At 60.7% G+C, this 25,926-nt stretch carries 27 protein-coding genes; 9 read left to right on the top strand and 18 right to left on the bottom strand.

Annotated features, from left to right (window positions below; all coding sequences use genetic code 11):
* Nucleotides 1-90: 90 nt before the first annotated feature.
* The 12 genes from ACQZ5N_RS14230 to ACQZ5N_RS14175 all read right to left on the bottom strand — a co-directional run bounded on the left by ACQZ5N_RS14230 (nucleotide 91) and on the right by ACQZ5N_RS14175 (nucleotide 12,833).
* Complete coding sequence (locus tag ACQZ5N_RS14230; protein ID WP_020812341.1) at nucleotides 91-906, bottom strand: DUF2189 domain-containing protein; 816 nt, start codon at nucleotides 904-906, stop codon at nucleotides 91-93.
* 143 nt (nucleotides 907-1,049) lie between these two features.
* Nucleotides 1,050-2,495, bottom strand: a complete 1,446-nt coding sequence (locus ACQZ5N_RS14225) for an FGGY family carbohydrate kinase (protein ID WP_448733244.1) — start codon at nucleotides 2,493-2,495, stop codon at nucleotides 1,050-1,052.
* On the bottom strand, nucleotides 2,495-3,742 hold the full coding sequence (locus ACQZ5N_RS14220) for an NAD(P)/FAD-dependent oxidoreductase (protein ID WP_448733243.1): 1,248 nt from the start codon (nucleotides 3,740-3,742) through the stop codon (nucleotides 2,495-2,497). The genes ACQZ5N_RS14225 and ACQZ5N_RS14220 overlap by 1 nt, the downstream gene beginning before the upstream one ends.
* Nucleotides 3,739-5,136, bottom strand: a complete 1,398-nt coding sequence (locus ACQZ5N_RS14215) for an FAD-dependent oxidoreductase (RefSeq protein WP_448733242.1) — start codon at nucleotides 5,134-5,136, stop codon at nucleotides 3,739-3,741. The genes ACQZ5N_RS14220 and ACQZ5N_RS14215 overlap by 4 nt, the downstream gene beginning before the upstream one ends.
* 145 nt (nucleotides 5,137-5,281) lie before the next feature.
* Complete coding sequence (locus ACQZ5N_RS14210; protein WP_003521980.1) at nucleotides 5,282-6,076, bottom strand: ABC transporter permease; 795 nt, start codon at nucleotides 6,074-6,076, stop codon at nucleotides 5,282-5,284.
* 12 nt (nucleotides 6,077-6,088) lie between these two features.
* Complete coding sequence (locus tag ACQZ5N_RS14205) at nucleotides 6,089-6,967, bottom strand: ABC transporter permease (protein ID WP_003521979.1); 879 nt, start codon at nucleotides 6,965-6,967, stop codon at nucleotides 6,089-6,091.
* The gene (locus ACQZ5N_RS14200) at nucleotides 6,964-8,037 is read right to left on the bottom strand and encodes an ABC transporter ATP-binding protein (protein ID WP_448733241.1); all 1,074 of its coding nucleotides are present in this window, start codon (nucleotides 8,035-8,037) and stop codon (nucleotides 6,964-6,966) included. Before ACQZ5N_RS14200 ends, ACQZ5N_RS14205 begins: the two co-directional genes overlap by 4 nt.
* Nucleotides 8,038-8,311: 274 nt before the next feature.
* Nucleotides 8,312-9,352 (bottom strand): ABC transporter substrate-binding protein, encoded by a 1,041-nt coding sequence (locus tag ACQZ5N_RS14195; protein ID WP_065654920.1) that lies wholly within the window; start codon nucleotides 9,350-9,352, stop codon nucleotides 8,312-8,314.
* A gap of 62 nt (nucleotides 9,353-9,414) precedes the next feature.
* The gene (locus ACQZ5N_RS14190; protein ID WP_003521976.1) at nucleotides 9,415-10,080 is read right to left on the bottom strand and encodes an RraA family protein; all 666 of its coding nucleotides are present in this window, start codon (nucleotides 10,078-10,080) and stop codon (nucleotides 9,415-9,417) included.
* A gap of 15 nt (nucleotides 10,081-10,095) precedes the next feature.
* The gene (locus tag ACQZ5N_RS14185) at nucleotides 10,096-10,899 is read right to left on the bottom strand and encodes a carbon-nitrogen hydrolase family protein (protein WP_448733240.1); all 804 of its coding nucleotides are present in this window, start codon (nucleotides 10,897-10,899) and stop codon (nucleotides 10,096-10,098) included.
* A 126-nt stretch (nucleotides 10,900-11,025) separates the two neighbouring features.
* Nucleotides 11,026-11,934 carry a LysR family transcriptional regulator gene (locus ACQZ5N_RS14180; protein ID WP_020812348.1) on the bottom strand — a complete coding sequence of 303 codons (909 nt, stop codon included), beginning with the start codon at nucleotides 11,932-11,934 and terminating at the stop codon, nucleotides 11,026-11,028.
* 239 nt (nucleotides 11,935-12,173) lie between these two features.
* A complete protein-coding gene (locus ACQZ5N_RS14175; protein WP_448733239.1) occupies nucleotides 12,174-12,833 on the bottom strand; it encodes a hydrolase in 660 nt (219 codons plus the stop codon).
* A 150-nt stretch (nucleotides 12,834-12,983) separates the two neighbouring features.
* Between ACQZ5N_RS14175 and ACQZ5N_RS14170 the strand changes: the two genes are divergently transcribed.
* Nucleotides 12,984-13,904, top strand: coding sequence for a LysR family transcriptional regulator (locus ACQZ5N_RS14170; RefSeq protein ID WP_448733238.1), 921 nt, complete (start codon nucleotides 12,984-12,986; stop codon nucleotides 13,902-13,904).
* A 34-nt stretch (nucleotides 13,905-13,938) separates the two neighbouring features.
* On the opposite strand, the gene ACQZ5N_RS14165 is transcribed toward ACQZ5N_RS14170, so the two are convergent.
* The gene (locus tag ACQZ5N_RS14165) at nucleotides 13,939-14,292 is read right to left on the bottom strand and encodes an antibiotic biosynthesis monooxygenase (RefSeq protein WP_448733237.1); all 354 of its coding nucleotides are present in this window, start codon (nucleotides 14,290-14,292) and stop codon (nucleotides 13,939-13,941) included.
* Between the two features lie 126 nt (nucleotides 14,293-14,418).
* Between ACQZ5N_RS14165 and ACQZ5N_RS14160 the strand changes: the two genes are divergently transcribed.
* On the top strand, nucleotides 14,419-15,306 hold the full coding sequence (locus tag ACQZ5N_RS14160) for a LysR family transcriptional regulator (protein ID WP_448733236.1): 888 nt from the start codon (nucleotides 14,419-14,421) through the stop codon (nucleotides 15,304-15,306).
* Between the two features lie 19 nt (nucleotides 15,307-15,325).
* Here ACQZ5N_RS14160 and ACQZ5N_RS14155 read toward each other — a convergent pair whose 3' ends face one another.
* From ACQZ5N_RS14155 to ACQZ5N_RS14135, 5 genes are all read right to left on the bottom strand, one after another.
* Complete coding sequence (locus tag ACQZ5N_RS14155; RefSeq protein ID WP_448733235.1) at nucleotides 15,326-15,877, bottom strand: DinB family protein; 552 nt, start codon at nucleotides 15,875-15,877, stop codon at nucleotides 15,326-15,328.
* Nucleotides 15,878-15,966: 89 nt separating this feature from the next.
* Complete coding sequence (locus ACQZ5N_RS14150) at nucleotides 15,967-16,563, bottom strand: NUDIX domain-containing protein (RefSeq protein ID WP_448733234.1); 597 nt, start codon at nucleotides 16,561-16,563, stop codon at nucleotides 15,967-15,969.
* Nucleotides 16,564-16,591: 28 nt separating this feature from the next.
* The gene (locus ACQZ5N_RS14145; RefSeq protein WP_448733233.1) at nucleotides 16,592-17,437 is read right to left on the bottom strand and encodes a PhzF family phenazine biosynthesis protein; all 846 of its coding nucleotides are present in this window, start codon (nucleotides 17,435-17,437) and stop codon (nucleotides 16,592-16,594) included.
* A 49-nt stretch (nucleotides 17,438-17,486) separates the two neighbouring features.
* Entirely contained in the window at nucleotides 17,487-18,116 is a 630-nt protein-coding gene (locus ACQZ5N_RS14140; RefSeq protein ID WP_448733232.1) for a LysE family translocator, read from the bottom strand.
* Nucleotides 18,117-18,151: 35 nt separating this feature from the next.
* A complete protein-coding gene (locus tag ACQZ5N_RS14135; protein WP_448733231.1) occupies nucleotides 18,152-18,556 on the bottom strand; it encodes a VOC family protein in 405 nt (134 codons plus the stop codon).
* Between the two features lie 136 nt (nucleotides 18,557-18,692).
* Between ACQZ5N_RS14135 and ACQZ5N_RS14130 the strand changes: the two genes are divergently transcribed.
* The 7 genes from ACQZ5N_RS14130 to ACQZ5N_RS14100 all read left to right on the top strand — a co-directional run bounded on the left by ACQZ5N_RS14130 (nucleotide 18,693) and on the right by ACQZ5N_RS14100 (nucleotide 25,876).
* Nucleotides 18,693-20,039, top strand: a complete 1,347-nt coding sequence (locus tag ACQZ5N_RS14130; RefSeq protein WP_448733230.1) for an aminotransferase-like domain-containing protein — start codon at nucleotides 18,693-18,695, stop codon at nucleotides 20,037-20,039.
* Nucleotides 20,040-20,090: 51 nt separating this feature from the next.
* Entirely contained in the window at nucleotides 20,091-20,711 is a 621-nt protein-coding gene (locus tag ACQZ5N_RS14125; protein ID WP_448733229.1) for a nucleotidyltransferase domain-containing protein, read from the top strand.
* A gap of 341 nt (nucleotides 20,712-21,052) precedes the next feature.
* On the top strand, nucleotides 21,053-21,820 hold the full coding sequence (locus ACQZ5N_RS14120) for an aspartate/glutamate racemase family protein (protein ID WP_003521962.1): 768 nt from the start codon (nucleotides 21,053-21,055) through the stop codon (nucleotides 21,818-21,820).
* A gap of 16 nt (nucleotides 21,821-21,836) precedes the next feature.
* Entirely contained in the window at nucleotides 21,837-22,775 is a 939-nt protein-coding gene (locus ACQZ5N_RS14115; RefSeq protein WP_059761182.1) for an ABC transporter permease, read from the top strand.
* On the top strand, nucleotides 22,775-23,578 hold the full coding sequence (locus ACQZ5N_RS14110; protein WP_080853733.1) for an ABC transporter permease: 804 nt from the start codon (nucleotides 22,775-22,777) through the stop codon (nucleotides 23,576-23,578). The genes ACQZ5N_RS14115 and ACQZ5N_RS14110 overlap by 1 nt, the downstream gene beginning before the upstream one ends.
* 64 nt (nucleotides 23,579-23,642) lie before the next feature.
* Complete coding sequence (locus ACQZ5N_RS14105) at nucleotides 23,643-24,746, top strand: ABC transporter substrate-binding protein (RefSeq protein ID WP_031234329.1); 1,104 nt, start codon at nucleotides 23,643-23,645, stop codon at nucleotides 24,744-24,746.
* 71 nt (nucleotides 24,747-24,817) lie between these two features.
* On the top strand, nucleotides 24,818-25,876 hold the full coding sequence (locus ACQZ5N_RS14100) for an ABC transporter ATP-binding protein (RefSeq protein WP_035225560.1): 1,059 nt from the start codon (nucleotides 24,818-24,820) through the stop codon (nucleotides 25,874-25,876).
* Nucleotides 25,877-25,926: the final 50 nt, after the last annotated feature.

Here is a 25,926-nt window from a genome sequence, read left to right as displayed (position 1 = left end):
CTCTCCATGTCCGTCCCAACCGCCGCGGCTCCCCTCAGTGGGGCCGCAACGGCAAGGAGGGTGATCTACGGATAGATTTCCTCTATGAATTCAGGGCGTACGGCTTGGATAATCGGACACGATCAGTTTCCGATAGAGGTGCCAGGTCGAGTGGCCGAGGATGGGCATGACGACCGCGAGGCCGATAAATACCGGGATCGTGCCGACGACGAGCAACGCCGCGACGATCAATCCCCAAAGCGCCACCGGAACCGGGTTGGCAAGCGTGGCGCGGATGCTCGCATCCACCGCCGCGACTGCGCCGACATCCCGGTCGAGCAGCAGCGGGAACGCCACCACTGTTGTCGCCAGCACGACGACCGCGAAAACGAAGCCGGCCAGATTGCCCCAGATGATGAGGGAGAGACCTTGCGAGGTCGTCAATACGTCCGACAGAAAGGTGGAGAGCGAAACCGGACCGGTCGCATCGAAAGTCGCAGTGTAGATGCTCTGCGCAACAATCAACCAGACTACGAAAAGCACGAACAGCATGACGGCGACCGCGATGATCGACGGCAGGGCCGGAGAGTGACGAACCTCCAGTGCATGCCGCCAGGAGCTATCCAACCCCTGCTCACGCCGCCGACTGATTTCATAAAGCCCGATGGCCGCGATCGGACCAATCAGTGCAAAACCCGACATCAGCGGATAAATAACCGGCAGCAGATTGGCGCCGGAACTCCACATCACCAGAAAAACACCGGCAATCGGATACATAAGACAGAGAAAAACATAGTGGGACGGCTTTTCTTTAAAGTCCTCAAGTCCCAGCTTCAACGCATCCACAATATCCGGGATGCCAATCTTGCGGACTTCCGGGCGGGCAAATTCACCACTCGCACCGGCCATGACATGGAATGCCGTCATAGCACTTCTCCTCCTGCGCCATGATCCGGCTGGCGGTACAGGAACGCTCGGTGACTTCTTATCGACGCGTCAAACCGCAACCGGCTGTTTTGTAATTTATCAAATTCTGTCGCCTTTGTCGCCTGTTCTTTAAATTGGAGAAATCAGACGCCCGCCGCCGGCACGGTCGGCGGAACCGCACTTGTGCAGGTTTTGGATCGTTGCCAGCTCCGCGCACTGTCTATGGCGCGTGCGAAGCGGGCGTGGTCTTCGGCATCGACCGATCCATCGGGCGTGAATATCTCGGCATCGCCTCGCAGGGCCGCGACATCGACACCGCACAGTTCCGCCAGACCGAGCGCCGTCAACTCGCGCATGGCGGGCACGCAAATGGTTCGACCGCTGGCGGCGGCCAGAAAGCGGGCGAAATAGCGGCTGTTCGACAAGCCGCCATCGATGGAGATCGTATCGCCTATGGGGGCGACCGCCGATGCCGCCTCGATCAACCGCGCCGTCAGCAGGGCAATGCCTTCCAGCACGGCGCGCACCATGTCACGCCGCTCGGTCGCGTGGTCCATGCCGATGAACAACGGCACGGCCTGCCTGTCCCAATAGGGCGCGGCAAGGCCAGAAAGGGCGGGCACGAAGACAAGGCCTCGGCGAATGGCCGATGGTCCCTCGAAACCGTCGAGTTCGGTATTTTCAGCATAGAGGCCGATCTTTTTCGCCCATTCGAGCGCCGCGCCGGCATCATAGATTCCGCCTTCGATGGCGAAAACCGCAGGGCCGCCCTGCATTTGCCAGCCAACGGTCGGCAGAAGCTCTCCCGTCAAAGGCCTCCCGTTACCGGCAACGGCCAGCAGAAAGGCCCCGGTTCCGAAGGTTATCTTGCAATCGCCGGCCTTGCGGCAGCCATGCCCATAAAGCGCTGCCTGCTGATCGACGATGGAAACGCGGATGGGCGTTCCCTCGACCGCGCCGAAGCCGCTATCGACAGGGCCGATTTTGGGCAGGCAATCCGGCGGCACGCCGTGAAGCGCGCAGAGTTCCGGGCTCCAGTCTCCGGTTGAGAGATCGAGCAGCCCCGTGCGCGACGCCGTTGCAAGGTCGGTGCGGAAACAGCCCGTCAGCCGGTCCAGAAAAAATGCATCGGTGGTGCCCAGCCGCAAACGGCCTCCGGCGCGTGCCTGTGCCACTGCCGGATTGTGCCTGACCAGCCAGGCCAGTTTGCTGGCCGAAAAATAGGGATCGAGCGGCAACCCGCAAATCTCTTTCGAACGATCCGTTGCCGAAGGCGGCAGGGCGGAGAGCGCTTCGGCGGTGCGGGCATCCTGCCAGACGATGACCGGCGACAGCGCCTCGCCGCTCACGGCATCCCACGCCAGACAACTCTCGCCCTGATTGGCGATGGCGATGGCATCCACCGGCCCGGCGGCAGCCAGCACCGCGCGGATGTTGCCCAGCAGTTCTTCCGGATCATGTTCCACATGGCCGGCGGCCGGATAAAATTGTGCGTGACGTCGGCTGGCCACGACCTCCGCCGTGCCGCCATCGCTCACCACAAGGCACCGGGTCGATGTCGTTCCCTGATCGATTGCGGCGATGCGCATCAATTGGTCTCCTGAAAGTGGAAAGCAATCTGGCCCGCTTCAAACGCAGCGCCGGGAATGGGCACCAGTACACGGCGTTCAGGAGGCCAACGGCCGGTCTTGCTCCACACTTCCGTTCCGTCGAGATGAAGCGAAAGCCGGCCTTGAACGTGTCTGGTGAAGCGAAGCTGAAAGTCGCGAAATGCGGGTCTGTCGAGCCCACCCGGCCGCAACATGGCGGGAACCGCCAGCTTGAGCGGATCGGCGAAGGTGACGGGCACCCCCGGCGCGCCGCATGGTTCCCGAACGAGATCGTCAGCCACCGCCGCGCCAACCCGGCGGCCTTCGCGAAACGCCCAGCCGCCCGTTTCCACGGCTCGCAAGACATTCCCGCCGGCGAAAAATATCGGGTTGGGCATCCGTCCGTCCTGATCGATCAGCGGCCCGGCGCTGCCTGCCGCAACATCCACGGGGGATGCATTGAGAAGCGCTACCTCCGGCGTGAACCGCCCAGTAAGCAGAATACCGTCGCATTGAACCGTCATGATGCGACCATCCGCAAGACGGATATCGGCCTCCTCGACCCGGCCGCGTCCGCGAATATCCGTGAGTACCGCACCACAATGAAAGGGCACCCCGGCCAATCGCGGAAACCAATGGAAAGGCGACCGCGCCAGCGGATGCGGTTCCGGCTCGATCATCGCCACCGGCCGGACGCGATGCGTCAGGCAGGTTAGAAGCGCGGAAAAGGAAACCAGTTCCGAACCGACGATAAGCGGCCGGCGAAAGGGCATGATGCCGTGAAAGGCGACATAGGATTGCAGCGTGCCGGTGGTGATCACGCCTACCGGCCGGTCGCCGGGTAAAAGTCGCGCGGAGCGTGGTTTTTCCCGCGCGCCGGTCGCAAGCACGATACGCCGGGCCTTCAGCGTCTCGACGCCGCGCGCCGACGTCACCAGCAGCGCGCCATCCTGCCCGAGTTCCACCACGGAATGACCGGTGCGTATATCGACACCCGCATTCTGCGCCTGCCGCTGCAGGCGTTGCGCATAGGCCGGACCGAAATAGACGCGTCCGAATTCACGCATGCCGAAGGGCGAATGCAGGCAATGCCGGGTCGCGCCGCCAAGGGCCGGCTCGCGGTCAAGGATCATCACGCGGGCGATACCGCGCGCTTTCAGCTCCAGCGCCGCCGCCACACCCGCCGGGCCGCCGCCGACCACGATCACATCCGCACTCTTTTGCTGAAAAGCTTCCCCTGCGCTCATTGGTTATCTCCCGCGCGAACGGCAAGCGGGGTTGCCAGACGGTCGCCCGTCATCGCGGCCAGCCGGGCGTTGCAATAAAAGCCCTGGCAGCGGCCCATGCCGGCGCGGGTGCGCCGCCGCAGCCCACCGAAATCGCCCGGCGGCACCGGGCTTAAGAAGGTCGCCTCGATCTCGCGGCGGGTGACGAGTTCGCAATGACAGACGATTTCGCCATGATCTGTACGCTGCCAGTCCCGCTCGCAGGTTTCGGTCAGGTTGGGCATCGTCACGTCGGGAGCCGAGGGCGGTGGGACAAAATGCATGCCGAAACCTTCGTGAAGCTTCAGCGCATGCTGCGCCAGGCCGAGTGCGGCGCTGAGGCCGGTGGAGCGAATGCCGCCGAGCGTGATCGCGCGCCGGTCCGGCCGGGCGGAAATGCGGTAATGCTTCCTTTCAGACGCGGGGCGCAGACCGGCATAAACGGCGGTCACGGCAACGGAGGCCAGCGCCGGAACGATCTCCGCGCCGCGCTCCAGCAGTGCTTCCAGCGTCGCCGTCTCGACCGTCGCGCGCTCCCGGTCTTCCTGCTCTTCCGCCGTCGGGCCGACGAGAACATTACCGAAGGCGGTGGGGCACACCACGATGCCCTTGGTGATTTCGGTGGGAACGGGCAGGACGATGCGCGGCACATGCCGGCGGGCAGCCTTGTCCAGCACCACGAACTGCCCCTTGCGGGGCTTGATGGCGAAGTCGGGCGAAAGTCCCAGACGCGCATCGACGATATCGCCGAACAGCCCGGCGGCATTGACGACACTCGCGGCAAGGATAACGCCTGCGGTCGTCTCGATCCGCCACGCGCCGTCGAATACACCGGACAGGACTTCCGCGTTACGCACCAGCTGCGCGCCGAGCGCCACCGCCTGCGTGAGATAGCCCAACGGGGCGGACCACGGATCGATGATATGTTCGCCCGGAACGTCGAGCGCGGCGACAAGGCGGTTGGACAGGCCCGGCATGGTTTCACGGGCCTGCAAGGCCGTAAGGAACTCAAGCCCGGCAATGCCGTTGCGCCGCCCCTGATCGGCAATCGCCTGCAGTTTTCCCGCCTCGTCCGGGTTCCAGGCGCAGACCAGCGCGCCTGTTTCGACGAGGCTGAGGCCCATCTGCCCATGAATGGAGAGATATTTCTCCCGGCCTGATTTCACCAGTTCCAGTTCCAGACTGCCTTCCGGCGCATCGAAGCCGGTATGCAGGATGGCGCTATTGGCCTTGGAGGCGCCGGAGAGGATATCGGGGCCTTTCTCGATGACCACCACCTTCGCACCGGCCAGCGCGAAACGGCGGGCGACCGCGCACCCAACGACGCCGGCGCCGATGACGGCGACATCAAATTCCGTGGAGGGGGTTTCAGCCATGGGCTTCCCTTTGCCTTCGTCTTTCAAAGCGAAATCAACGGGCGCGACGGATCGCGCCGATGCAGCAGCAGCGTTCATAAACGGGAGTGAAATTCGCGCCTGTGCCAGTAGGGGCAGCCAGCGCCAGCCGGCAGCCCCCACGACTTTATTTCACGAAAGTCTTGGTCAGGCCCGCCGTGCGGTCGACGATGAGGACGACGGCAAGGGTGAGCACGATCAAGAGAACGGAAATGGCCGCGACGAGCGGATCGGCCTGCGTTTCCACATGCTGATACATGGCGACGGGAAGCGTGGTGATGCGTGGGCCGGTGAGGAACAGCGAAATTACCGCTTCATCGAATGACACCAGAAAGGAAAGTGCCGCCGTCGCCACGACACCCGGCGCGATCATCGGCATGGTCACGCGTCGGAAAATAGTGAGCGGCGATGCCCCGAGCGTGGAGGCGGCCTCCTCGAAGATCAGCGGCAGGCCGGCAAGCGAGGTGGTGAGAACACGCAGCGCATAGGGCAGCACGATGATGAGATGCGCAATCACCAGACCTGTGAAGGTGCCGAGCAGGCCGGCACCGGCAAAGACGATCAGGATCGCGAGGCCGAGAACGATAGTCGGCAGCAGCAGCGGCGCGGTGAAGAAGGCGAGAAGCGCATCCGCCCCGATCACCCGCATGCGAACGATGGCATAGGAGGCGGGCAGCGCGATCAGCATGGAGAGCGCGGTGACGATGATGGCGAGAAGGGTGCTGGTGCCGAGCGCTCCCATCATCTTGGAATTATGCATGAGATCGACATACCAGCGCAGGCTCCAGCCGGAGGGCGGAAAGGTCATGTAGCTATCGGCCGAAAATGAGATCGGCACGACGAGAACCACGGGCGCCAGCAGGAAAAGGAACATGATGAAGGCGACGATTTTCAGCGCCAGCGGAGCGGGACGTTCTTCCATCTTCGATCTCCTTTAAAGAATGGCCCGCAGAAGCCGGGAATAGAGCACCAGGGCAGCGCCGAAAATAACGAGAATGATCATCGACAGCGTCGCGGCGAGCGGCCAGTTGAGCGTCACGATGGCCTGATCGTAGATTTCCGTCGCCAGAAGGAAGACGCGCCCGCCGCCGAGCAGCTTGGGGGTGATGAACGAACTGACGGCGAGAACGAAGGAAAGCAGGCAACCGAGGGCGACGCCGGGCATGGTGAGCGGCACGATGATCCGCCAGAATACCTTCCACGGCGATGCGCCGAGCGTTTCCGCCGCTTCTTCGACACGCGGATCGAGCCTGCCGAAACCGGCAAGCAACGCCAGGATCATATAGGGCATCAGGATTTCGGTTAGCCCGATGACGACGCCGACCTTGTTGAACAGCAGCCGCACGCCGCTTTCGGCACCGAGAGCCAAAAGGATATTGTTGATGAGACCGTCATCGGCAAGGATCGCGATCCAGCCATAGGTGCGCACCACGGCCGAGGTGAGCAACGGCGAAATGACGAGCACCAGCAGCAGCGTTTTCCAGCGGCCCTGCGCCCGGTGAAGATAAAGCGCGATGGGATAGGAGGCGATGAGTGTGAGAACCGTGATAAGAAGACTGGTCAGGATGCTCTGGCCGATCAGTTCGATATAAAAGCCGTCGGTCAGGGTGGACGACCAGTTGTCGAGCGTGTGGGCTTCCCCGAGACCGCCGCCGCCAAGGCTTTCACGGAAAGAAAGCAGGAGCAGGTTGAAGACGGGCATCACGAAGGCCAGCCCATTGACCGCAATGATCGGCCCGAGAAGAAGCGTTGCGAGAAACACCATGGAGGATGTGCGGCTGCCGGGAGCCGTGATCATGACCGCCGCTGTCATTGGCCTGCTCCGAAGACCAGCGTGTCCTCCACCCGCCAGACGAGGCTGACCGCGCTGCCCGCCGCCACAGGTGTTTCCCCGCCGGAAGTCGCGCGCTCCACCGACAATGTCTGTCCGCCCGCGGCGATCTCGTAGTGAAGGATATCGCCTGCATAATAGACATCGCGAACCTCACCGGCGATGCGATTGACCGGCGCTCCGTCGAAATCGGGTGCGGCGTCACCGGCAACCGTCATGGCCATGCGGTGCGGCCGTACCATAAGGTCGATCGTGCCGTTGTGCGAGCCGGGCGCACGCAATACCGCATCCCCGACCGTGATGTGATCGCCGACGGCATTGCCGACCAGCCTGTTGGTGCGGCCGACAAAAGAGGCGACGAAAGCCGTCGCCGGGCGCTCGTAAAGATCGTGCGGCGTGCCGAGCTGTTCCAGACGCCCGCCATTGAGCACGGCGACCTTGTCGCACATGCTGAGCGCCTCGACCTGATCATGGGTGACGAAGATGGAGGTGATGCCGAGCTGTTTCTGGATACGGCGGATTTCAGAGCGCATCTCGTCGCGCAGCTTGGCGTCGAGATTGGAAAGAGGCTCGTCGAACAGGAGAATGGAGGGCTGTATGACGAGTGCACGCGCCAGTGCGACGCGCTGCTGCTGGCCGCCGGAAAGCTGGGCAGGCCGGCGATCTTCGCGCCCTTCCAGACGCACCATGGCAATCGCTTCGCGCGCACGCCGTTCCGCTTCGGCAGCCGGCACCTTGCGCATTTCAAGACCGAACATGACGTTCTTGAGAACCGTCATATGCGGGAAAAGCGCGTAGCTCTGAAAAACGAGGCCAATATCGCGCTTATAGGGCGCAAGCTGGGTCACATCCTTGCCGTCGATCAGGATCGAACCTGACGTCACGGGAGCAAGGCCGGCAATCATGCGCAGCGACGTCGACTTGCCGCAGCCGGATGGACCGAGGAAGGCAACCAGTTCGCCCTTGGGAATCTCGAGATTGAGATTATCCACGGCGACCATGGTTTCGTAGCGCTTGGTCAATGAACGAATCGAGAGAAATCCTGGCTGCATGATGTCTGAAGTTCCCATTCTGGCTTTTTGCCTTTCTCCAGAACATGTCCCATCCCGGCGGGTCGTGGACATGCCCTGTCCCTTGATCTATGCAATCGCGGCGGAAATTTACCTGCGCTCTGCGCGGCGCTTTCCCCATGCAGGCCTTCGGGCCACCCACCCCTCCATCGATCCCAACACCGACAGAGGAAATGAGCCGGGGCCTATGCCGTTTCCGCATCCGCCCGAAGGGGATGCGGAAGTCTTGCCATTTTTCACACCGGGCGTGAAAGCCTTAGCGGCTGAGCGGGATGACCTTGCGGCGCCAGTCCTGCGTGATCTGGTCACGAACCTTCGAGAGGCCGATCCAGTCGACCGGGATAACCTTGTCCATCGCCTTGACGACCGTACGATCGCTGACATCGGGAGCCACCGTGGCCTTGGCGTTGGTCGGCGCATAATACATGGCGGCGGTGAAGGCGGCCTGGGCTTCCGGGCTCAGCGCGTAATCGATGAACTTGCGGGCCGCCTCGGACGACGGGCCGCCCTTGACGAGGTTGAGCGTATTGATCTGCAGGATCGTGCCTTCCTTCGGAAGAACGACCTTCATCTTGCCCTTGGAACCGTCGGCATTGACCTGGCTGCGGGCATTCCAGCCCACGCCCAGCGACACCTGGCCGTTGACGACAGTCGGATAGACTTCCGGCTTCGGTTCCCAGGTCTGGACGTTCGGCGCGACTTCCGCCATGGCATTGATGCCGGCGTCGATATTCTTGATGAAGTCGGTGCCGCCATTCATGTGGTCCATGATGATGGTCGTACCGATACCGACGATGTCAGGGGCGCTCAGCATGGCGATCTTGCCCTTGAAGGCGCTGTCTTTGAGGGCATTCCAGCTGTCCGGCGCGGTCTTGATTGCATCGGTGTTATAGATGAGAACGAGGTTGTCGAAGGTCACGCCGACACCGGCGACGCCCTCGAAGCGGGCATTCGGATAGAGGTCGGCAACGTTCTTGGTCACGCTTTCATCGACCTTGTCGAACAGGCCTTCATCCGTGCCGGTCTTGGCGACGGAGACGTCCATCAGCGCGATATCGGATTGCGGAGCAGCTTTCTGGGCGCGCAGCGAGCCGAGCATGGCGGCGGAACCCTGCTGCGGGAAATAGTCTACCTTTATATCCGGGTTGGCGGCCATGAAAGGCTCGATGACGGCCTTGGTGTAACGCTCCTGGAAAAGGCCGCTATAGCCAAGGAACGTCACGGTCTGCTGGGCGTGCGCCGGCAGGGCGGCCGCGCCAAGCATGAGAATCCCACTCAGAAGTATCGATTTCTTCATTGTCCTGTTCTCCTCTATTGTTATTGGGAGTGGCGAACGGATCCGCCACCCGAAAGATTGTGTCAGGCGCTGAGCTTGGCCTGGACGAATTTATTGGCGCCGGAAATATCCGGCAGCTTCTCGCCGTTGCGCAGGCGTTCCAGAAGCACGATCTCGGCCTCCTGCATGCCGATGGCGCGTTCCGCCATGGCGCGGGCCTGGCTCGGATGAAGGGCGACAACCCCGCTTTCATCGCACAGGATCGCATCGCCCGGATTGATCATCTGGCCGCCGACGCTGATCGGAACGTTGATCGCGCCTTCCAGACCAAGGATCTTGGTGGTGATCGGCGACGGGCCGCGGCACCACATAGGCATGTCGACCTTGGTAAATTCCGAGAAATCGGTCGCCGGGCCATCGACGACACCGGCTTTCACACCCGCCATCTTCATGGTGTTGGTGATGACACCGCCCCAGCAGGCGTGACGGGTATCACCGCAACGGTCGATGAGAACGATATCGCCCGGACGCACGAGTTGCGTCAGGTAGTGAAGCATGGTCGAATCCGCATTCGGGATGCGCAACGTGACGGCGGTGCCCGCCACGCGCTTTCCCGGAAGAACGGCCCGGATTTCAGGATCGACGAAACCGGAATGAAGCACATGGCCGATCGTTGCGACTTCGACCTTTTCAAGAAGCTCGATGATGTCGGCGCCGATCTGTTCCGGCATGGGGTTGACGATAAACATTGGGTCTTTCTCCGATCAGAGAACGTGGTGGTTCGCCACCGGCACGTTGGCGCGCACCTTGGCCGAATAGTCGAAGTCGAGAGCGGCGCCGGCAGTTCCGACGGTGTCTGAGCATTGCGCGACGATGTGACCCCACGGATCGATGACCATGGAATGACCCCAGCAGGCCTTCTTGCCACCCGCATGGGTGCCGATCTGGCCGACAGCGAGGAAATAGGTCTGGGTTTCGACGGCGCGGGCGCGGGCCAGCACTTCCCAATGGTCCTTGCCGGTCATCAGCGTGAAAGCGGCCGGCAGAACGATGACATCTGCACCCTTGTCCCGCAGGGCGCGGAACAGCTCCGGGAAGCGGATATCGTAGCAAATGCCGCAACCCACCGTCCTGTCGCCAACCTTGTAGGTCACGACCTCTTCACCGCGGGCAACGGAATCGGATTCGCGGTAGCTGATGCCGTTCGGCGTATCGACGTCGAACAGGTGAATTTTACGGTAACGGGCGATCTGTTTGCCGTCCGGGCCGAAAACGAGCGTCGAATTGTAGAAGCGGTTGCCTTCCTTCTCGACGATGGAACCGGCATGCAGCGTGATCGCGTGCTTTTTGGCCAGATCCGAAAGCAGCGAGTAAATCTCGCCGCCGGGGAATTCTTCCCCGCTCTCATGCATTTCCTGAGGATTATCTCCAAGAAATGCGAAGTATTCCGGAAGGACAACAAGATCAGGACTATCCGCCTTGACTGCCTTCTCAATTAAATCGGCAGCAACCTTGAGGTTTTCTGCCTTGTCGTTCTGGGTATTCATTTGAACAAGTGAGACTTTCACGTTGCTCTCCTCTCATGTTGCGAGGAGAATTAAGAACGGGAACTGTTTTCCTGACAAACGGAAAAACTCTATCGAAACCCATAAGGTAAGCTTATAGATTAATCATTTTGCGTTGCAGCATAAAATTTAAGCTGCGGCCGTCATCCATTGCGTGGTGGTTTCACTGACGATTTCCGTCGCCATGTCGGCAATGGCACGGGCAAGCGCGTTGTCGCCACGCTCCTGATAAACCGTGTGGAAGGTAAGAGGCGGCACCGGCGGCGTGATGTCGAGAATACGCGCTTCGCCCGATTTGATGATGCCGTCCACCAAAACGCGCGGCAAGGCGCCCACCCCGACGGCCGTGGCCACAAGGCGCGTCATGATCGACAGCGAATTGGAATTGTAGATGCGGCTATCGGACAGTCCATGGGAATCGAGAAGCGCCCGCAACGCCTGATGCGGCTGCGAGCCGGTCGAGAAGGTAAGCAGCGGAAAATGCGCGATATCTTCAAGCGTCACACCGGTTTCCGGCAGCGGCAGCTCGACGGCGCCGACCCAGCAGGATTCGAATGTACAGAGCGGTGAATTATAAATATCCGCAGCCATGATCGGCCCCATGATGAAACCGACATCCACCTCGCCGTTCTGAATGCGCTGCGAGAGTTTCAGGCTGGTATCGATGGTCAGATCGAGGCTGACACCGGGATATTGTTCGTTGACGCGGCGGATGAGAAGCGGCAGCCAGGCATAGACGATCGTATCGGCGGCACCGATCCGCACCGTACCCCTCAGCGCCTCGCGGTTACTGACGATCTGCCGGAACTCGCCGGTGAGGTTGACGATCTTTTCGGCATGTTGCAGCGCCAGACGACCGGCGGGCGTCAGGTTGACGCAGCGCACATCGCGCGTGAACAGCACGACACCGAGCTCCCGCTCCAAAGCGGCAATCCGGTTGGATACCGATGCTTGCGTTGTGTGCAAACGTTCCGCGGCTGCCGAAAAGCTGCTCAATCGGGCAGCCCAGAGAAAAGTTTCGAGGAATCGCGTATTCATGGGCTCAATCTTCTCGCATGGCTCCGCGATCCAGCTCCAAGTCTCTGGCTTCGTCTTGCCCTTGGCCTTTGTGGTTCAAGGGGCAGTATGTCCGATGCGCGCGCCCATAGGCAAGCGATCAAAGCCGGCACCTCCCTTTCTCATGGGGATCGCGCCGGCCTCGTTTGCAGGGCGAGAGAATAGCCTTGAGGCGACGGGATGGCGGGAGCCAACAGGCACCCGCCATCCCTGCCCGGTTCTTAGTGACCGCCCTTTGTGGCCGGCGCCGGCGTGTTGAGAAGCTGCTGTTCCCAGAGATAGGCGATGCCGCTGCCGCCGAAGTGCTGGATGAGGATTTCGGTCAGCTCCTCGACATGGTCGGTGCGCGCCCAATCGCGCTGCCATTCGCCGGCGAGCGCCATCACGGTCATCGGGTTCGCACCGGCCGCGATCATGCGCTGGATGGCAACTTCGTGAGACTCCTTCGAAATCCCGCCCGACGCATCGGTGATCACGGTCACGTCCCAACCTTCGCCGGCGGCCTGGATGACGGGCATTGCGACGCAGACCTCGGTCCACAGGCCGGCGATGATCAGTTGCTTGCGGCCGGTCGCCTTGACGACGTTCACCACATTCTCGTCCTGCCAGGTGTTCACCCAGGTGCGATCGATGACTTCCTGGCCGGGAAACACGTCGGTAATCTGCTTGAAGAGCAGTCCGCCGCGCGCCGCGATCACGCTGGTAAGAACGGTCGGAACATTGAAGGCTTTTGCCAGCTTCGCCAGTGCGGTCGTGAGGTTAACCACAGCCTGCGGATCGTGGCTGTTCAGGTTCGCGAGCTGATAGGGCTGATGATCGATCAGAACGAGGACGGAATCTTCAGGGCGGAGAAGTGAATCGAGGCCGTTACGAAAGGTCATGGGTTCATCCTATGTTGGCGGTTTATTGAAGCGCTTGCGCAAAGACATGCGCCCCTTCGGGCGTTGCCGCGGGACGAAACTTGTCATTCCTGTTTATGATGCGGTAGTCCTTGTCAGCGCTGAGCTGTGTCGCAGAATGAGGAACGCTGAGTGGATATCGAAGATCTTCGGACATTCGTCGAAGTTGCAGATGCGGGAGGCGTCACTTCAGCCGCGCTGCGGCTCGGCATCTCCAAGTCGATGGTCAGCCGGCGGCTCATGCGGCTTGAAGCCGAGCTTGGTGTCCAGCTTCTGGCCCGATCCACACGCGGCGCTTCCCTGACAGAAGCGGGCGCAACCTTCCGGGACTATGCGGCAAGGATTTCAGCCGAAATCGATGTGGCGAGGGAGACAATTCTTCCGGCTGGCGAGCTCCGCGGGCGTCTGCGGATTGCTGCGCCGCTTTCTTTCGGCCCGACGCATTTCGCACGGGTGATTGCGCAAATGGCGTGCCGCTATCCCCAACTCCAGATCCAGACCTGTTACACGGATCGTTTCGTGGATTTGATCGCAGAAGGGTATGATTGCGCGATCCGGGTCGGCCACCTTCAGGATTCCAACCTTGTCGCCAGACGCGTCGGCCCCCTCTACGGAAGTTTCGTCGCCAGCCCGGACTATATCAGGGCCCACGGCTCTCCGGAGACACCGGAAGAACTCCTAACCCATCAGGCGCTCATGCAGGGAACGGAGACCTGGCAGGTGATGGATGGAGACAGGGTGACAAGCATTCGCCCACAGGGACGTTTCAAGGCCGACAACGGGGCCGCCCTCGCCGTCGCCGCGGTTGCCGGTCTGGGGATCGCCGTGTTGCCCGACGATCTCATCAAGGATCATCTGGACTCGGGCGAGCTGGTCCGCGTCATGAAACGCTATCCGCCGCCGCCGGCGGGAATATTTGTCGTCAGACCGCCCGGCCAGCATCCGGCAAGAAAAATCCGGGTGCTGACCGAAATGCTGATCGAGTGCTTTGACCATGGCCCGGCGACAGCGTTCCGCTCCAATGCCGGGGGAAGCCCCCCGGCCGCCACCTGACCGGCACGTTTTAAAACCGAACGCGCTCTATCCGTCACTCAGCAATGGGCTTCGGGAGAACCAGATCGCCGACGGTGTATGTGTGAAACTCGCTCCTGGAGACGGTGTCCAGTTTCCGGAATTTTTCGACGAATTGCGGATCGGAAAAGAACTCGTCGACATTGCCGGTTCCCTGAATGGCCTCGACATTAACAACGGTCTCTCCGTCGGTGCTTTTCGCAAGGCTGCTCCAGAGAAACCCTTCTTTTCGTTCGGCAACATAGTGAACGACATCCTGAATAATGGCGAAGGCTTCGTCCTGCTTTCCCGGATGCGCATGAATGACGTTGACAACGAAAGTTGTGGGAGAGGGAGAGCCCGCAAAAGCTGCGGTAGGTTTCGTTTCCATGAGTTATCTCCATTTGAAGCTCGGGCCATTTCGGCCGCGGCGACATCTGGATATCGGAAGCAAAATAGCGGATAAACGAGCTGCTATTCTTAACATACCGGACAAAAATTCCTTAATTGCGGCGTCATGGACAAGCTCGGAACACTCGGCATATTCATTCAGGTGGCGGAAGCGGGAAGCTTCGTGGCCGCCGGGCATCGCCTCGGCATCTCAGGATCAGCCGTCGGAAAAGCCATTGCGCGTCTGGAGGAGGAGCTGGGCGTAAGACTGTTCAATCGCTCGACGCGCAGCATGGCCCTGACGGAGGACGGAAGTTTCTTCCTCGATACATGCCGGCGCATCCAGTCCGAATATGAGACCGTGCAGGCGCAACTGTCGAGATCGCAGGCCGTTCCGCGCGGGCAACTCCGTGTGAGCCTTCCGCTTGCGGGCATGCTTCTGATGCCAACGATATCCGCCTTCATGGAGGCGTATCCCGAAATCAGCCTCGACCTCGATTTTACCGATCGTCTGGTTGATGTCATCGAAGAGGGATTCGACGCCGTCATCCGAACGGGCGAGATCAGGGACACACGGCTGATGAGCCGCAAGCTCGGCACTTTCAGACACAGCGTCGTGGCGGCGCCTGACTACCTCAAGGCGCATGGACGCCCGGAGGTTCCGGAAGATCTTGTCCGGCACCGCTGTCTCCACCATCGCTTCGCCAATTCCGGAAAGCTTGAGCCGTGGCCGCTGGTTCGCGAAGGACGCGAAATCAGGATCGATCTTCCGGTCGCCACCGTTGCGAGCACGCTGGAGCCCCTGATCTACCTTGCGGAACGATCGTTCGGGATAACATGTCTGCCCTCATTCGCGGTGACATCCGAAATCGCTCAGGGGAAACTGGTATCGCTGCTGGACGACTACATGGCCGACACAGGGACCTTCCGCGTCCTCTGGCCGACCAATCGATATCTCTCTCCAAAAGTCAGAGCATTTGTAGACTATATGGCCGCCAATCTTTTCGCCCGGTGATCGAACCGACGGCAAGCGCTCAGTAAGCGCCGCGATAATGATCCCTGATAAAGACGGGAAGATCGTTTGACGGCGGCGTAAAGGGCACCTGATACATCATGTCGCCGACAAAGCCTCGGTGATAGGTGCCATGATTGACGATATGCAGCACGATCTGCTCGCGGGTCATGACGCCTTTCCCTCCTCCGACAAATTCGAAATGAACGGCTGTCGCGAGGTCTACGTCCACCCAGGTGTCGACCATATCGACATACCAGCGGTCCATTTCCTGAACGGCTTGCCATAATTCGCCAATTGTGGGCGTATGGTCAGTGTTGCGGGCAGTGTAGCCGTGTTTCTTTCCTTGTAGATGATGCCTGAAAATATCGTCCACCACATAAACATGGTTCAGCGTATGCACCATGTTTCCGAACCGCGTCGGCCTCTGCCGCAGGGCTTCACCTTCCGGCAGCTCCATCACGCTTTTGAACGTCAACCCGTTCGCCCAGGCCTTGTAGTGTACCAGCATTTTCAGGGTGTCCATTGCCGAGGCGGTGGATGCGTGAACGGGGCTGAGCGGCGCAATACCCATGCTGAAACTCCTTCGTATTTTTGAACTTCAAAAACGATGATCGGGTTGATCCGGCGCCGACGCCCCGGACTGGAAGCATTGGATGACGATCAGCGTACCGCGATCTTTTCCTGCAAGAGCCGGATGGCGAGATGCTGGATCAGAATGATCGTCTTGGCATCGCGAATATCGCCGCGACCGATCATCCGCATCGCCTCGGGCAAGGCGATTTCCAGCACATCGATGTCTTCGCCCTCGTCCATTGAACCGCCGCCTGCCCCGACCTTATGTTTCTCGGCATATTCGCCGTAGAAAAAGGCGAGATATTCCGTGACCGATCCGGGGCTCATATAGATATCGAACAGATGCGTAAGTTCGGAAACCTCATAACCGGTTTCCTCGATCAGTTCCGCACGCATTCGCGTCGCCGGGTCAGCGCCTTCCAGCAGCCCCGCCGGTGTCTCGATCAGCGATTCCAGACCGCCATTCAAAAGCACCGGCAATCGGAACTGGCGGGTCAGCAGGACATTGTCGCTTGCCGGATTGTACAACAGGCATGTCGCCCCGTTGCCGCGATCATATGCCTCCCGGGTCTGCCGTTGCCAGCTTCCGTCCCTCAACTGAAGTTCATACTCATACTTGGTCAGCCGTCCCCAATCATCCGCCAATACGCGTTCGGAAATGGGGCGGTAAACACTGCTACTCATCAAAGTCACCTCGTTTTCGTCTGTCTTTTCAAAGGCCTTGCAACCGGCCTTCGACATGCGTGCGCGTTTCGCCGCCAACCCATATCTGGCCGGCATCGTCGCGGGTCAGGTAAATGCGGCCGTGGCGGCCAAGGCGCGTTCCCTGCGCCGCGACATAGTCTTCGCCAACCACACCCGTCGCGAACAGCCATTGCGCCAGCGAGGCGTTGAGGCTTCCGGTAACGGGGTCTTCAACGATGACGCCCAGATGATCGCTGAAAAAGGCGCGAACCTCAAAGGCGGTCTCGCCGCCTTGCGCATGAGGACCAACCACACCGATATCGATGCGACCGGGCCAATTGCGGGCCGGGTCGAGGCCAAGCACCTTTTCGGCCGATGCCAGCCTGATCCCCAGCCAGCCGGGACCATTATCGATCCAAGCGGCGTCGATGATATCGCAAGCCTCGATCCTCAATAGCTGCCGCGCCTCTTCCAGTTCGGCCGGCGTCGGTGCGCCGGAACGGATAAGCGGCGGAGCGGCAAAACAAAGTCGCCCATGCGACCGCCGGATCGTGACCAGTCCCGCACCGCATTCCTGAACAATGGCGGTTTGATTTTTTGCCATGCCGCTGGCCGAAAACCAGGCATGACAGCTGCCGAGTGTGGGATGCCCGGCAAAGGGCAACTCCCTGTCCAGCGAGAATATCCTGACCCGGTAATCAGCCTGCGGATGGGTGGGTTGCAGCAGGAAGGTGGTTTCGGAAAGGTTGAACCAGCGCGTCAATCCCTGCATTTCATCCGTCGACAAAGCATCGGCGCCGATGACGACCGCCAACGGATTGCCGGAAAGCGGCCCGGAGCCGAACACGTCGATCATATGGATAACAAAACTCATGACACGGCTCTTTCAGTTGGGATTGATCGGCAACACGGACGGCGAGCTGTCAGCTCTGCGAGAGAAGCAATTTCAACCCCGCAACGGCAAATACCGCAGAAAGCACGGATTCGATCCAGCGCCGCAATCTGGTGTAGAGCGCAATCATCGAGGCGGTGGAAAAGAGAAGCGCATAGCTGCCGAATACGATGACGCCGAGAAGGGCGCAGCCGCCAATGATTGCCGGCAACATGCCCGCAGGCGCGTCCTCGCGAAACCCCAGCGACATGATCGCTATCCACGCCATGATCGCCTTCGGATTTCCGATATGCATGAGGAGACCCTGGCGGTAGAGCGCCCGATAGGGCGGCGTCGCACGCCCGGTATTCGTCCCCACAAGGTCGGAGACCGGCTTCAGGGCCGACCTGCCCGCTCGAAAGGCCAGATATAGCAGGTAGATGCCGCCAAATATCTTGATGATGAAAAGCGCCTGGGCATAGGCGGCCAGCACGGCGGACATGCCCGTCGCCGCAAGGATCGCCCAGAAGAGCGAACCGGTGATGACACCGGCCGCCAAAGCGAGGGCGGGCAGACGGCCATCGCGCATCGCCGTGCCCATGATCGCCATGTTGCTTGGCCCCGGGCTGGCGGTGGCGACGATATAGGTGCCGTAGACGAGGGCGATCTGGCTGACGATCATTCCGATTTCTCCAGAAGCAGGACACTGCCCCAGCACTATTGCTGGAGGTCTCCGCGATGAACGATGTGGACCTTGTTGCCGTCAGGGTCACGCAGATAGGCGCCGAAATAGCCGTCTCCGTAGTGCGGGCGCGGCCCCGGACCTCCTTCATCCGTGCCGCCATGCGCAAGGCCGCCGGCATAGGCCATCTCCACCGCCTCTTTCGACGGTGCCAGAAAGGCGACCATGCCGCCGTTGCCAACCGTGGCCGGCTCGCCGTTGAAAGGACGATAGACATAAAAGCGGGGCAATGGGGAGTGTGCTGCCACCCAGCAAAGCGCCGCAGGCCCGCCATCCGGGGTAACGACCCGCCGCGTCAGGCCGAGCGGGACAAGCACGGCATCGTAGAAGCGTTCCGCCCGCTCAAGATCACGCGTTCCGACGGTTACATGGCTGAACATTCGATCCTCCAAGCGCCGGCATGATGGCCGATTGCCCGCCGTAAAGTGTGGATTTCAATCAGCGTCGTCATAGCCTATGTTACACTTGCTGTTTATTGAAATAGTGTAACGTGACACTTTTATCGAAGGTAAGGCTGTGCTGCTGCAATCCCCCTGGACTCCCCGTCTTGCAGATATTGAGGCGAATGCCGCAGAACGGCTGGTGCTTGCTCTTGCCGATGACATCATTGAGGGTCGGCTGACGGGCGGCGACCGTCTGCCCGCCCATCGCGATCTCGCATGGAAACTAGGGGTGGGGCTTGGCACGGTGACAAAAGCCTATTCAGTGCTCGAACGGCGCGGACTGACACGCAGCGTCAAGGGGCGGGGAACATTCGTCGCGCTCCAGGAGGCGCACAAGGATCGGCAGTTCGACCTCTCCTCCAATGCGCCGCCGGCCACGCTCAACGCCCGCATTCTGGCCAAGACGCTAACGGGGATCGCCCGCAGGATCGATGCGGATCACATCAATCTTTACGCCCCGCCCGCCGGACATCTGGAACACCGCCGCATTCTGGCCCACTGGCTCGAAACGCTGGGTCTGACCGTCGATCCGTCACATCTGGTGCTGACAAGCGGCGCCCGCCAGGCCCTGGCGCTGGCCTTCGATCTCGCCTGCGGCCCAAAGGGCCTGCTCCTGACCGAACGGATCACCTATCCCGGCGCGATCGCACTGGCCCGGCGTAAAGGATACCGGATGCAGGGTGTTGAAATCGATGCCGAAGGCATGGTGCCGGAAGCGCTTGCCGCGGCGCTCGCTGGCACGGCGTCGCGTGACGGCACAACAGTCTATCTGACACCGACGCTGCATAATCCGACAACCGTCACCATGGGCGCGGTGCGGCGGCAGGTCATTGCGGATATTTGCCGCCGGGCGGGCGTATGGATCATCGAGGACGGCGTTTATGCGGCATCGGCCGAGGCCTTGCCGCCGCTCGCCTCATTGGCCCCTGAAATCTCGTTTCATGTGAACGGGCTCTCCAAGTCCCTTGGTCCCGGCCTGCAGATCGGCGTGCTTGCATTGCCGGCCGGGCTGCACGACACCGCCGAAGACCTTCTGCAGGACATGCCGATGGCCCCATCCGCACTTTCCTGCGCGGTGGTTGAAGATTGGCTGACCTCCGGCATCATCTCGTCAATCCAGCGGGATTTACGCCACGAGGCCCGACGGCGCTCCAGCCTGGCGGTTTCGCTGCTCGGCACGAACCAGCTTGGCTCGCATCCCGATGCATACAACGTCTGGCTGCCGATGGAACGTGACGCCGCCAATCGTTTCGCATTCGCCGCTGCGGCGATGCGTATCAAGTTAACCCCTCCGAAATCCATGCTGGTGAATCCCGGCGATCCGGCGAGCGGTATTCGGCTCTGTCTCGGCAACCCGTCATTCGACGATCTCACGGAGGCGCTGACGCTTCTGGCGGGACTGCTGAAGCGTTGGCCTTGAGGCCATCGGCAAATAAACGACGATACGAAAATTGCATGGAAGCGACCGTATATGATGAGTGATCACTCGCTTGTGCCGGACCAGAATGCGTGGACCCCCTGGAGCCCTGCCGAACTGTCCCAGCGACTGGACGGCGTATCGCGGCCATGGTGCGTTGTCGGCGGCTGGGCTCTCGATCTCTGGCACGGGAGCAAGACGCGCGAGCATGACGATCTCGAATTCACGGTCCTGCGCGAAGATCTGGGTATCTTTCGCCGGAAACTGGGTGACATGGAGTTCTATACCGTCAACGATGGCGTTATCGAACCGCTGCCAGCGGACCAGCACCCGGCTCCCGAGATTTTTCAAATATGGTGCTTCGATCGCCCTGCCGGGTGCTGGCGCGCCGATATGATGATCGAGCCGGGGACGAATGACACCTGGGTTTACAAGAGAAATCCGGAAATAAGGCGGCCGCGGATCGAAATGGTGTCGCTGACCGCAGACGGCATCCCTTATCTCAATCCCTCCGCCGTGCTTCTGTTCAAGGCAAAGCACAGGCGCTCCAAGGACGAGGACGATTTCGCAAGAGCCCGGCCAAAATTACCTCTTTCGGAACGCCTTTGGCTGCGAGACTGCCTCGACCGCCAGCACCCGGGTCACGGCTGGGTACGGGCGCTGCGCCTCCCGTAAGGCCCGCTTGCGGTTAAACCGTTCGCGAAACGCCAAAAGCGCCTCATTTTGCGACTTTGATCGCCCAATGTTTAGTCAAACATCGGAGGCGCATCTGTTTTATGCAGCAGCACCTATCTAAACGGATAGGTACTGCGCTTTCAAACCAGCCATACTACCCACCCAAAAGAGTGAAGTCCCTATTCGCCTAAGCTCTTTCGTCCGGCGGCAAGCCGATGCACCGTAAGGCATCGGAACAAGCGGCGCAGTCACCGGAAGCTCGGCAAGCGTCGGATACGCAACTTCAGGACTGGTTTTGCCCGCATATGCAAGTCGTTGCGGTGCTGAAGGAGATATCGAGAATGCGTGACGTCCATGTTCGTGTCGTATCCCCCATCGTAACGCGCGGCTTTCGCAAGCTGGCGGATCTCAAGGCGCTGGAATATCCCGGCATCAGCCTTTCCCACGCCGAAATAGCCACCGGGCCGGGCTCGATTGAAAGCGAGTTTGAGGCGGCGATGTCCGTTCCCGGCACCCTGCTTGAAATAGCCCGCGCCGAACGTGAAGGCGTCGATGCCGTCATCATCGATTGCATGGGCGATCCCGGCCTGCGCCCGGCCCGGGAGATTTCCGGCATGGTCGTTCTCGGGCCATGCCAAACCGGCATGCATGTTGCTTCCATGCTGGGACACAAATTCTCCGTCATCACCGTCATGCGCCGCCTGATCCCGTCTTTTGAAAACACCGCCGCCCTTAGTGGCCTTTCCAGCAAGCTGGCCTCAGTGCGCAGTGTCGATATTCCCGTGCTGGATCTCGAGGCGGACCTTGCCGCCACCGCCCGCCGCCTCGTCGAGGAAGGCAGGAAGGCGGTGGAGGAAGACGGCGCGGAAGCCCTGATCTTCGGCTGCACCGGCCTGATGGGATGCGCCGCCGGCCTGCGTGAAGGGCTGCTTGCCGAGGGCATCGACGTTCCCGTCGTCGATCCCATCCCGACAGCCGTTTCCATTGCCGCCGGCCTCGTCCGCGCCGGCCTTTCCCAGAGCAAGACGACCTATCCGGCACCGCCGGAAAAGGAACTGATCGGCTACGACGCACTGCACAGGGCCATGTTGCCGCAAGCGGCCGAATGACGGGAGATCACGCAACATGGCGGTATCCGCAATGACGACAACGGACAAGCAGATGGACGGCCTACCCCTCGCTCAGGTTTCGCCGGCGCGAAAACGCTCCAGCGACGGTTTCGGCTTCTGGCTGCTCCTGCTGCCCGCCCTGATTTTTTTCATCGCCTTTTTCGTCGTGCCCACCGCCTCGCTTTTCGCCCTCGCCTTTAACAAATCGGTGGCCGGCGTCATCACATTGTCGAGCGCGATCACCTTCGACAATTTCGTGCGCATCTTCACCCGCGCCATCTATTACGAGGCCATCTTGCGTTCCGTCGGCATTGCCGCCGTGGTGGCGCTCGTCTGCCTGGTGCTCGGATATCCGCTTGCCTATGTCATCGCCAAAACGGTCAATCCCGGCCGTAACACCCTGCTGATGATCCTCGTATTATCGTCCATGCAGCTCGACATGGTCATCCGGCTCTATGGGCTGATGGTACTTCTGGGCGATAACGGTCTCATCAACGGCGCGCTCATCCGCATGGGTGTCATTTCGCAGCCGCTGCCGCTGATGTACAACATTTTCGGTGTCGTGGTCGGGCTGGTGCAGATCACGCTGCCTTTCATGATCCTCTCCCTGATCGGCATCATCAAATCCATCCATCCGGCGCTGGAAGAGGCGGCCAGATCGCTTGGCGCTTCCCGCACGAGAGCCTTCTTCTCCATCGTGCTGCCACTTTCCATGCCGGGAATTCTGGCGGGCACGCTGCTGGTCTTCGCGCTCGCCATTTCATCCTATGTCGTGCCGGCGCTGATGGGCGGCTGGAAGGTCATGGTCATGCCGATCCACATCTACCAGCAGGTGGCGGAAACCGGACGCTGGCAATTCGGCGCGGCAATCGCCGTGGTCCTCTTCGTCACCAGCCTGATGGCGATCGCCGTCTATCACCGCGCCGCCATGCGCACCACGGGAGGGCGCAGCTGATGCGTGAGGAATCATCCATTCCGCTTGTTTTCAGGCTTCTGTCGGTCCTGACACTGACCGTCCTGCTGGTGCCGGTCATCATCGTCATCCTGTCCGGGCTGAATGCCGGCGATTACCTGACCTTTCCGCCGCAGGGTTTTTCCCTGCGCTGGGTCTATGCCTTCCTGACCTCGCCGACCTTTCTCTCGGCCTATGGCGTTTCCTTCCTCGTTGCCGGCATCTCGACAGCGATATCGACGGTACTAGGCACCATGGCGGCCCTTTTCCTGACACGGTCGTCCAGCCGGCTTGTCGCACCTTTGCGCGCCTTCTTCATGATGCCCATCGTCCTGCCGGGGGTGGTGCTTGGCCTTGCGCTCTATGTGTTTTACGTCACCACGGGCATCGGGCTGGCGCGGAGCATGACCGGGCTTATCATCGGCCATGTCATCGTCACCTGCCCCTTCGTCATCGCCACGGTCACCGCCGCACTCGTCGGCTTCGACCGCAGCCTGGAAGAGGCGGCACGCTCGCTCGGAGCGTCTCCCTTCACCGCTTTCCGCCTCGTGACGTTGAAGATCATTTCGCCGGCCATTTCGGCGGGCACCATCTTCGCCTTCATCATTTCCTTCGGCCAGTTCGAAGTGACGCTGTTTCTCTCGACGCCAAACCTGCAAACCTTGCCGATGGCCATGTATGTGGCGCTGCGCTACGCCTTCGAACCCACTGCGGCTGCGGCAGGCATCTTCGCCATCCTTCTCGTCGTCGTCTCGATGGTGGCGACCTCCAGGCTCATCAATCTGAAGCGCATTTTCGGCGGCTAGGGCTCCGCCGGACATTCAATGAAATACCCGTATCCATAGATTCAAAAACAAGGGGAACATGGACATGACAGGAATGACATTCGATCCCGGCCGCCGCAGGCTCCTCAAGATGGGTGCTGCAGCCGCAACCTTGCCGCTCTTCAACATCAACCACGCCTTCTCGCAGGACGTGACCTATGACGGTTCCGTTTTCGATGCCGGCGGGGCGGTGTTGAGGGTAGGCGAATGGGGCGGCCCGTGGGGCGAGCTGGTGCACAAATATCTGCTGACCGACTTCGCCAAAGATTTCAACTGCAAGATCGAATATGATTCCACCTGGCCGTGGTTTCCGAAATTCGTCGCCAACGGGCCGAAGAAACCGCCGCTCGACATCACCAACTGGAACCTGCCGGAAATGTTCAAGACGGCGGCAGCGGGCGATTTCTTCCACACGATCGACGAAATCCTTCCCAACCTGCCGAACGGCAAAAATCTCTGGCCCTTCGCCACCTCGAACGGCGTCGGCGTCACCTGGGCCTTCAACCAGTATGTGCATGCCTATCGCACCGACCTCGTCACGCCGCCGCCGACCAGCTTCAAGGACATGTGGAAGCCAGAATTCGCCGGCAAGCGCGGCACCTACATCACCTCCAACACGCTGCAGATGGACTTCTTCCTCGTCGCCTGCTCGCTGTTCGGCAAGGATCAGTACGATCTCGATGCCGGTTACAAGGCGATGAAGGAATTGATGCCCGCCAAGATTTCGGATTTCACCGGCAACATGCAGACGCTGATGGATCGCGGCGAGGTGGTCATCGCGGTGCAGAGCGACGCCGAACCCATGCAGGCCCGCGACAAGGGCGCGCCTTTCGCCGTGATGTACTGGAAGGAACTCCAGCCGATCCTGACCCAGACCTACACGGTCAGCCGCTATTCCGAGCCGACCCAGAAGAAGCTTGCCTATGCGCTTCTCAACCGGGCGCTGGAGCCGTCCTTCATGACCAATATGGGCAAGGAATTCTACCTGCGCCCCACCGTTTCCAACGCCGTCCTGCCGGATAATCTCGTCAAGGCCGGTATCGTCAACAGCGCCGACGCCACCAAGGATTTCTGGTTGCCGGACTGGAAGGCCTATCTCGAAAACGAAGACGATATCGTCGAGACCGTGAACGAAATCTTCGCGGGCTGACCCTCGCACCCGCAGAACGTCGTGGCCGGTCCCGCCGGCCACGCCCCAGAGGGAAAGGACAACGGAAGCCGATGTCGGATATTCAACTGAAAAGCCTCGTCAAATCCTATGGCGACAATGTCGCGGTCGCGGGCATCGATCTGCACATAGAGCAGGGCGAATTCTTCTCGCTGCTGGGACCTTCCGGCTGCGGCAAGTCGACGACATTGCGCATGATCGCCGGCTTCATCCGCCCATCATCGGGGCAGATTCTGATCGGATCGGATGACGTCACCTATCTGCCGCCCGAAAAGCGCGACATCGGCATCGTCTTCCAGAATTATGCGATTTTTCCGCATATGAACGTGGCCGAAAACATCGCTTTCGGTCTGAAGCTGCGAAAGAAATCCAGGGAAGAAATCGACCGCTCCGTCGCCTTCGCATTACGCCAGGTCGGCCTTGCGGGATATGAAAACCGCTATCAGCGCCAGCTTTCCGGTGGCGAGCAGCAGCGTGTGGCCCTTGCCCGCGTGCTGGTTACCGAACCGCGCATCCTGCTTCTCGATGAACCGCTTTCGGCGCTCGACAAATCGCTGCGGGAGGAAATGAAATACTGGATCAAGGATCTGCAAAAGAAGCTCGGCATCACCACCGTTTACGTGACCCACGATCAGGATGAGGCGCTCACCATGTCCGACCGCATCGGCGTGATGCAGAAAGCCAGAGTCGAGCAGGTGGGCACGCCGCAGGAAATCTACGAGAGGCCGAAGACGCTTTTCGTCACCACCTTCATCGGCCAGTCGAATGTCATCGACGCCACAGTGAGGGGCCGCCAAGGCGAAAGTCTGGTGGTCAGCTTCGGCGACACCGTGGCGCTGACACGTGTTCCCGCCGAAGACTTCGCCGATGGCAAAGCCGTCAAGCTCGTCGTCAGGCCGGAAAACATCATCATCGGCGAGGCCGGCACCGGCGTTCCGGCAACCGTCGTCTCTGAAACCTATCAGGGCGCCCTTGTCCGCTACCATCTTTCGGTCGGCGGGCAGGATATCGTCGCCGAACGGCAGAACCAGTCCCATCTCGCCAGGCTGTCGCCCGGACAGGCGATCGGCGTGACATGGGACCCGGAACGATCCGAAGTCTTGGTGGCCTGAGACCCGGCCACCGGAACCAGAAAATCGGGAAAGGATGCAATGTGCGGTGA

The organism is Agrobacterium sp. 22-221-1, assembly GCF_053522445.1.
The sequence above is the reverse complement of the archived record's forward strand: the minus strand, read 5'-3'. Positions and strand labels throughout refer to the sequence as shown.

Bases quoted from the DNA above. Each gene is read 5' to 3' on its own strand.
- ACQZ5N_RS14205 (WP_003521979.1), bottom strand. From the start codon at position 6,967: ATGACAGCGGCGGTCATGATCACGGCTCCCGGCAGCCGCACATCCTCC.
- ACQZ5N_RS14175 (WP_448733239.1), bottom strand. From the start codon at position 12,833: ATGACCTTTCGTAACGGCCTCGATTCACTTCTCCGCCCTGAAGATTCC.
- ACQZ5N_RS14220 (WP_448733243.1), bottom strand. From the start codon at position 3,742: ATGAGCGCAGGGGAAGCTTTTCAGCAAAAGAGTGCGGATGTGATCGTG.
- ACQZ5N_RS14215 (WP_448733242.1), bottom strand. From the start codon at position 5,136: ATGGCTGAAACCCCCTCCACGGAATTTGATGTCGCCGTCATCGGCGCC.
- ACQZ5N_RS14110 (WP_080853733.1), top strand. From the start codon at position 22,775: ATGCGTGAGGAATCATCCATTCCGCTTGTTTTCAGGCTTCTGTCGGTC.
- ACQZ5N_RS14135 (WP_448733231.1), bottom strand. From the start codon at position 18,556: ATGTTCAGCCATGTAACCGTCGGAACGCGTGATCTTGAGCGGGCGGAA.
- ACQZ5N_RS14105 (WP_031234329.1), top strand. From the start codon at position 23,643: ATGACAGGAATGACATTCGATCCCGGCCGCCGCAGGCTCCTCAAGATG.
- ACQZ5N_RS14180 (WP_020812348.1), bottom strand. From the start codon at position 11,934: ATGAATACGCGATTCCTCGAAACTTTTCTCTGGGCTGCCCGATTGAGC.
- ACQZ5N_RS14160 (WP_448733236.1), top strand. From the start codon at position 14,419: ATGGACAAGCTCGGAACACTCGGCATATTCATTCAGGTGGCGGAAGCG.
- ACQZ5N_RS14120 (WP_003521962.1), top strand. From the start codon at position 21,053: ATGCGTGACGTCCATGTTCGTGTCGTATCCCCCATCGTAACGCGCGGC.
- ACQZ5N_RS14100 (WP_035225560.1), top strand. From the start codon at position 24,818: ATGTCGGATATTCAACTGAAAAGCCTCGTCAAATCCTATGGCGACAAT.
- ACQZ5N_RS14200 (WP_448733241.1), bottom strand. From the start codon at position 8,037: ATGCAGCCAGGATTTCTCTCGATTCGTTCATTGACCAAGCGCTACGAA.
- ACQZ5N_RS14150 (WP_448733234.1), bottom strand. From the start codon at position 16,563: ATGAGTAGCAGTGTTTACCGCCCCATTTCCGAACGCGTATTGGCGGAT.
- ACQZ5N_RS14195 (WP_065654920.1), bottom strand. From the start codon at position 9,352: ATGAAGAAATCGATACTTCTGAGTGGGATTCTCATGCTTGGCGCGGCC.
- ACQZ5N_RS14155 (WP_448733235.1), bottom strand. From the start codon at position 15,877: ATGGGTATTGCGCCGCTCAGCCCCGTTCACGCATCCACCGCCTCGGCA.
- ACQZ5N_RS14225 (WP_448733244.1), bottom strand. From the start codon at position 2,495: ATGCGCATCGCCGCAATCGATCAGGGAACGACATCGACCCGGTGCCTT.
- ACQZ5N_RS14115 (WP_059761182.1), top strand. From the start codon at position 21,837: ATGGCGGTATCCGCAATGACGACAACGGACAAGCAGATGGACGGCCTA.
- ACQZ5N_RS14190 (WP_003521976.1), bottom strand. From the start codon at position 10,080: ATGTTTATCGTCAACCCCATGCCGGAACAGATCGGCGCCGACATCATC.
- ACQZ5N_RS14165 (WP_448733237.1), bottom strand. From the start codon at position 14,292: ATGGAAACGAAACCTACCGCAGCTTTTGCGGGCTCTCCCTCTCCCACA.
- ACQZ5N_RS14210 (WP_003521980.1), bottom strand. From the start codon at position 6,076: ATGGAAGAACGTCCCGCTCCGCTGGCGCTGAAAATCGTCGCCTTCATC.
- ACQZ5N_RS14230 (WP_020812341.1), bottom strand. From the start codon at position 906: ATGACGGCATTCCATGTCATGGCCGGTGCGAGTGGTGAATTTGCCCGC.
- ACQZ5N_RS14140 (WP_448733232.1), bottom strand. From the start codon at position 18,116: ATGATCGTCAGCCAGATCGCCCTCGTCTACGGCACCTATATCGTCGCC.
- ACQZ5N_RS14125 (WP_448733229.1), top strand. From the start codon at position 20,091: ATGATGAGTGATCACTCGCTTGTGCCGGACCAGAATGCGTGGACCCCC.
- ACQZ5N_RS14145 (WP_448733233.1), bottom strand. From the start codon at position 17,437: ATGAGTTTTGTTATCCATATGATCGACGTGTTCGGCTCCGGGCCGCTT.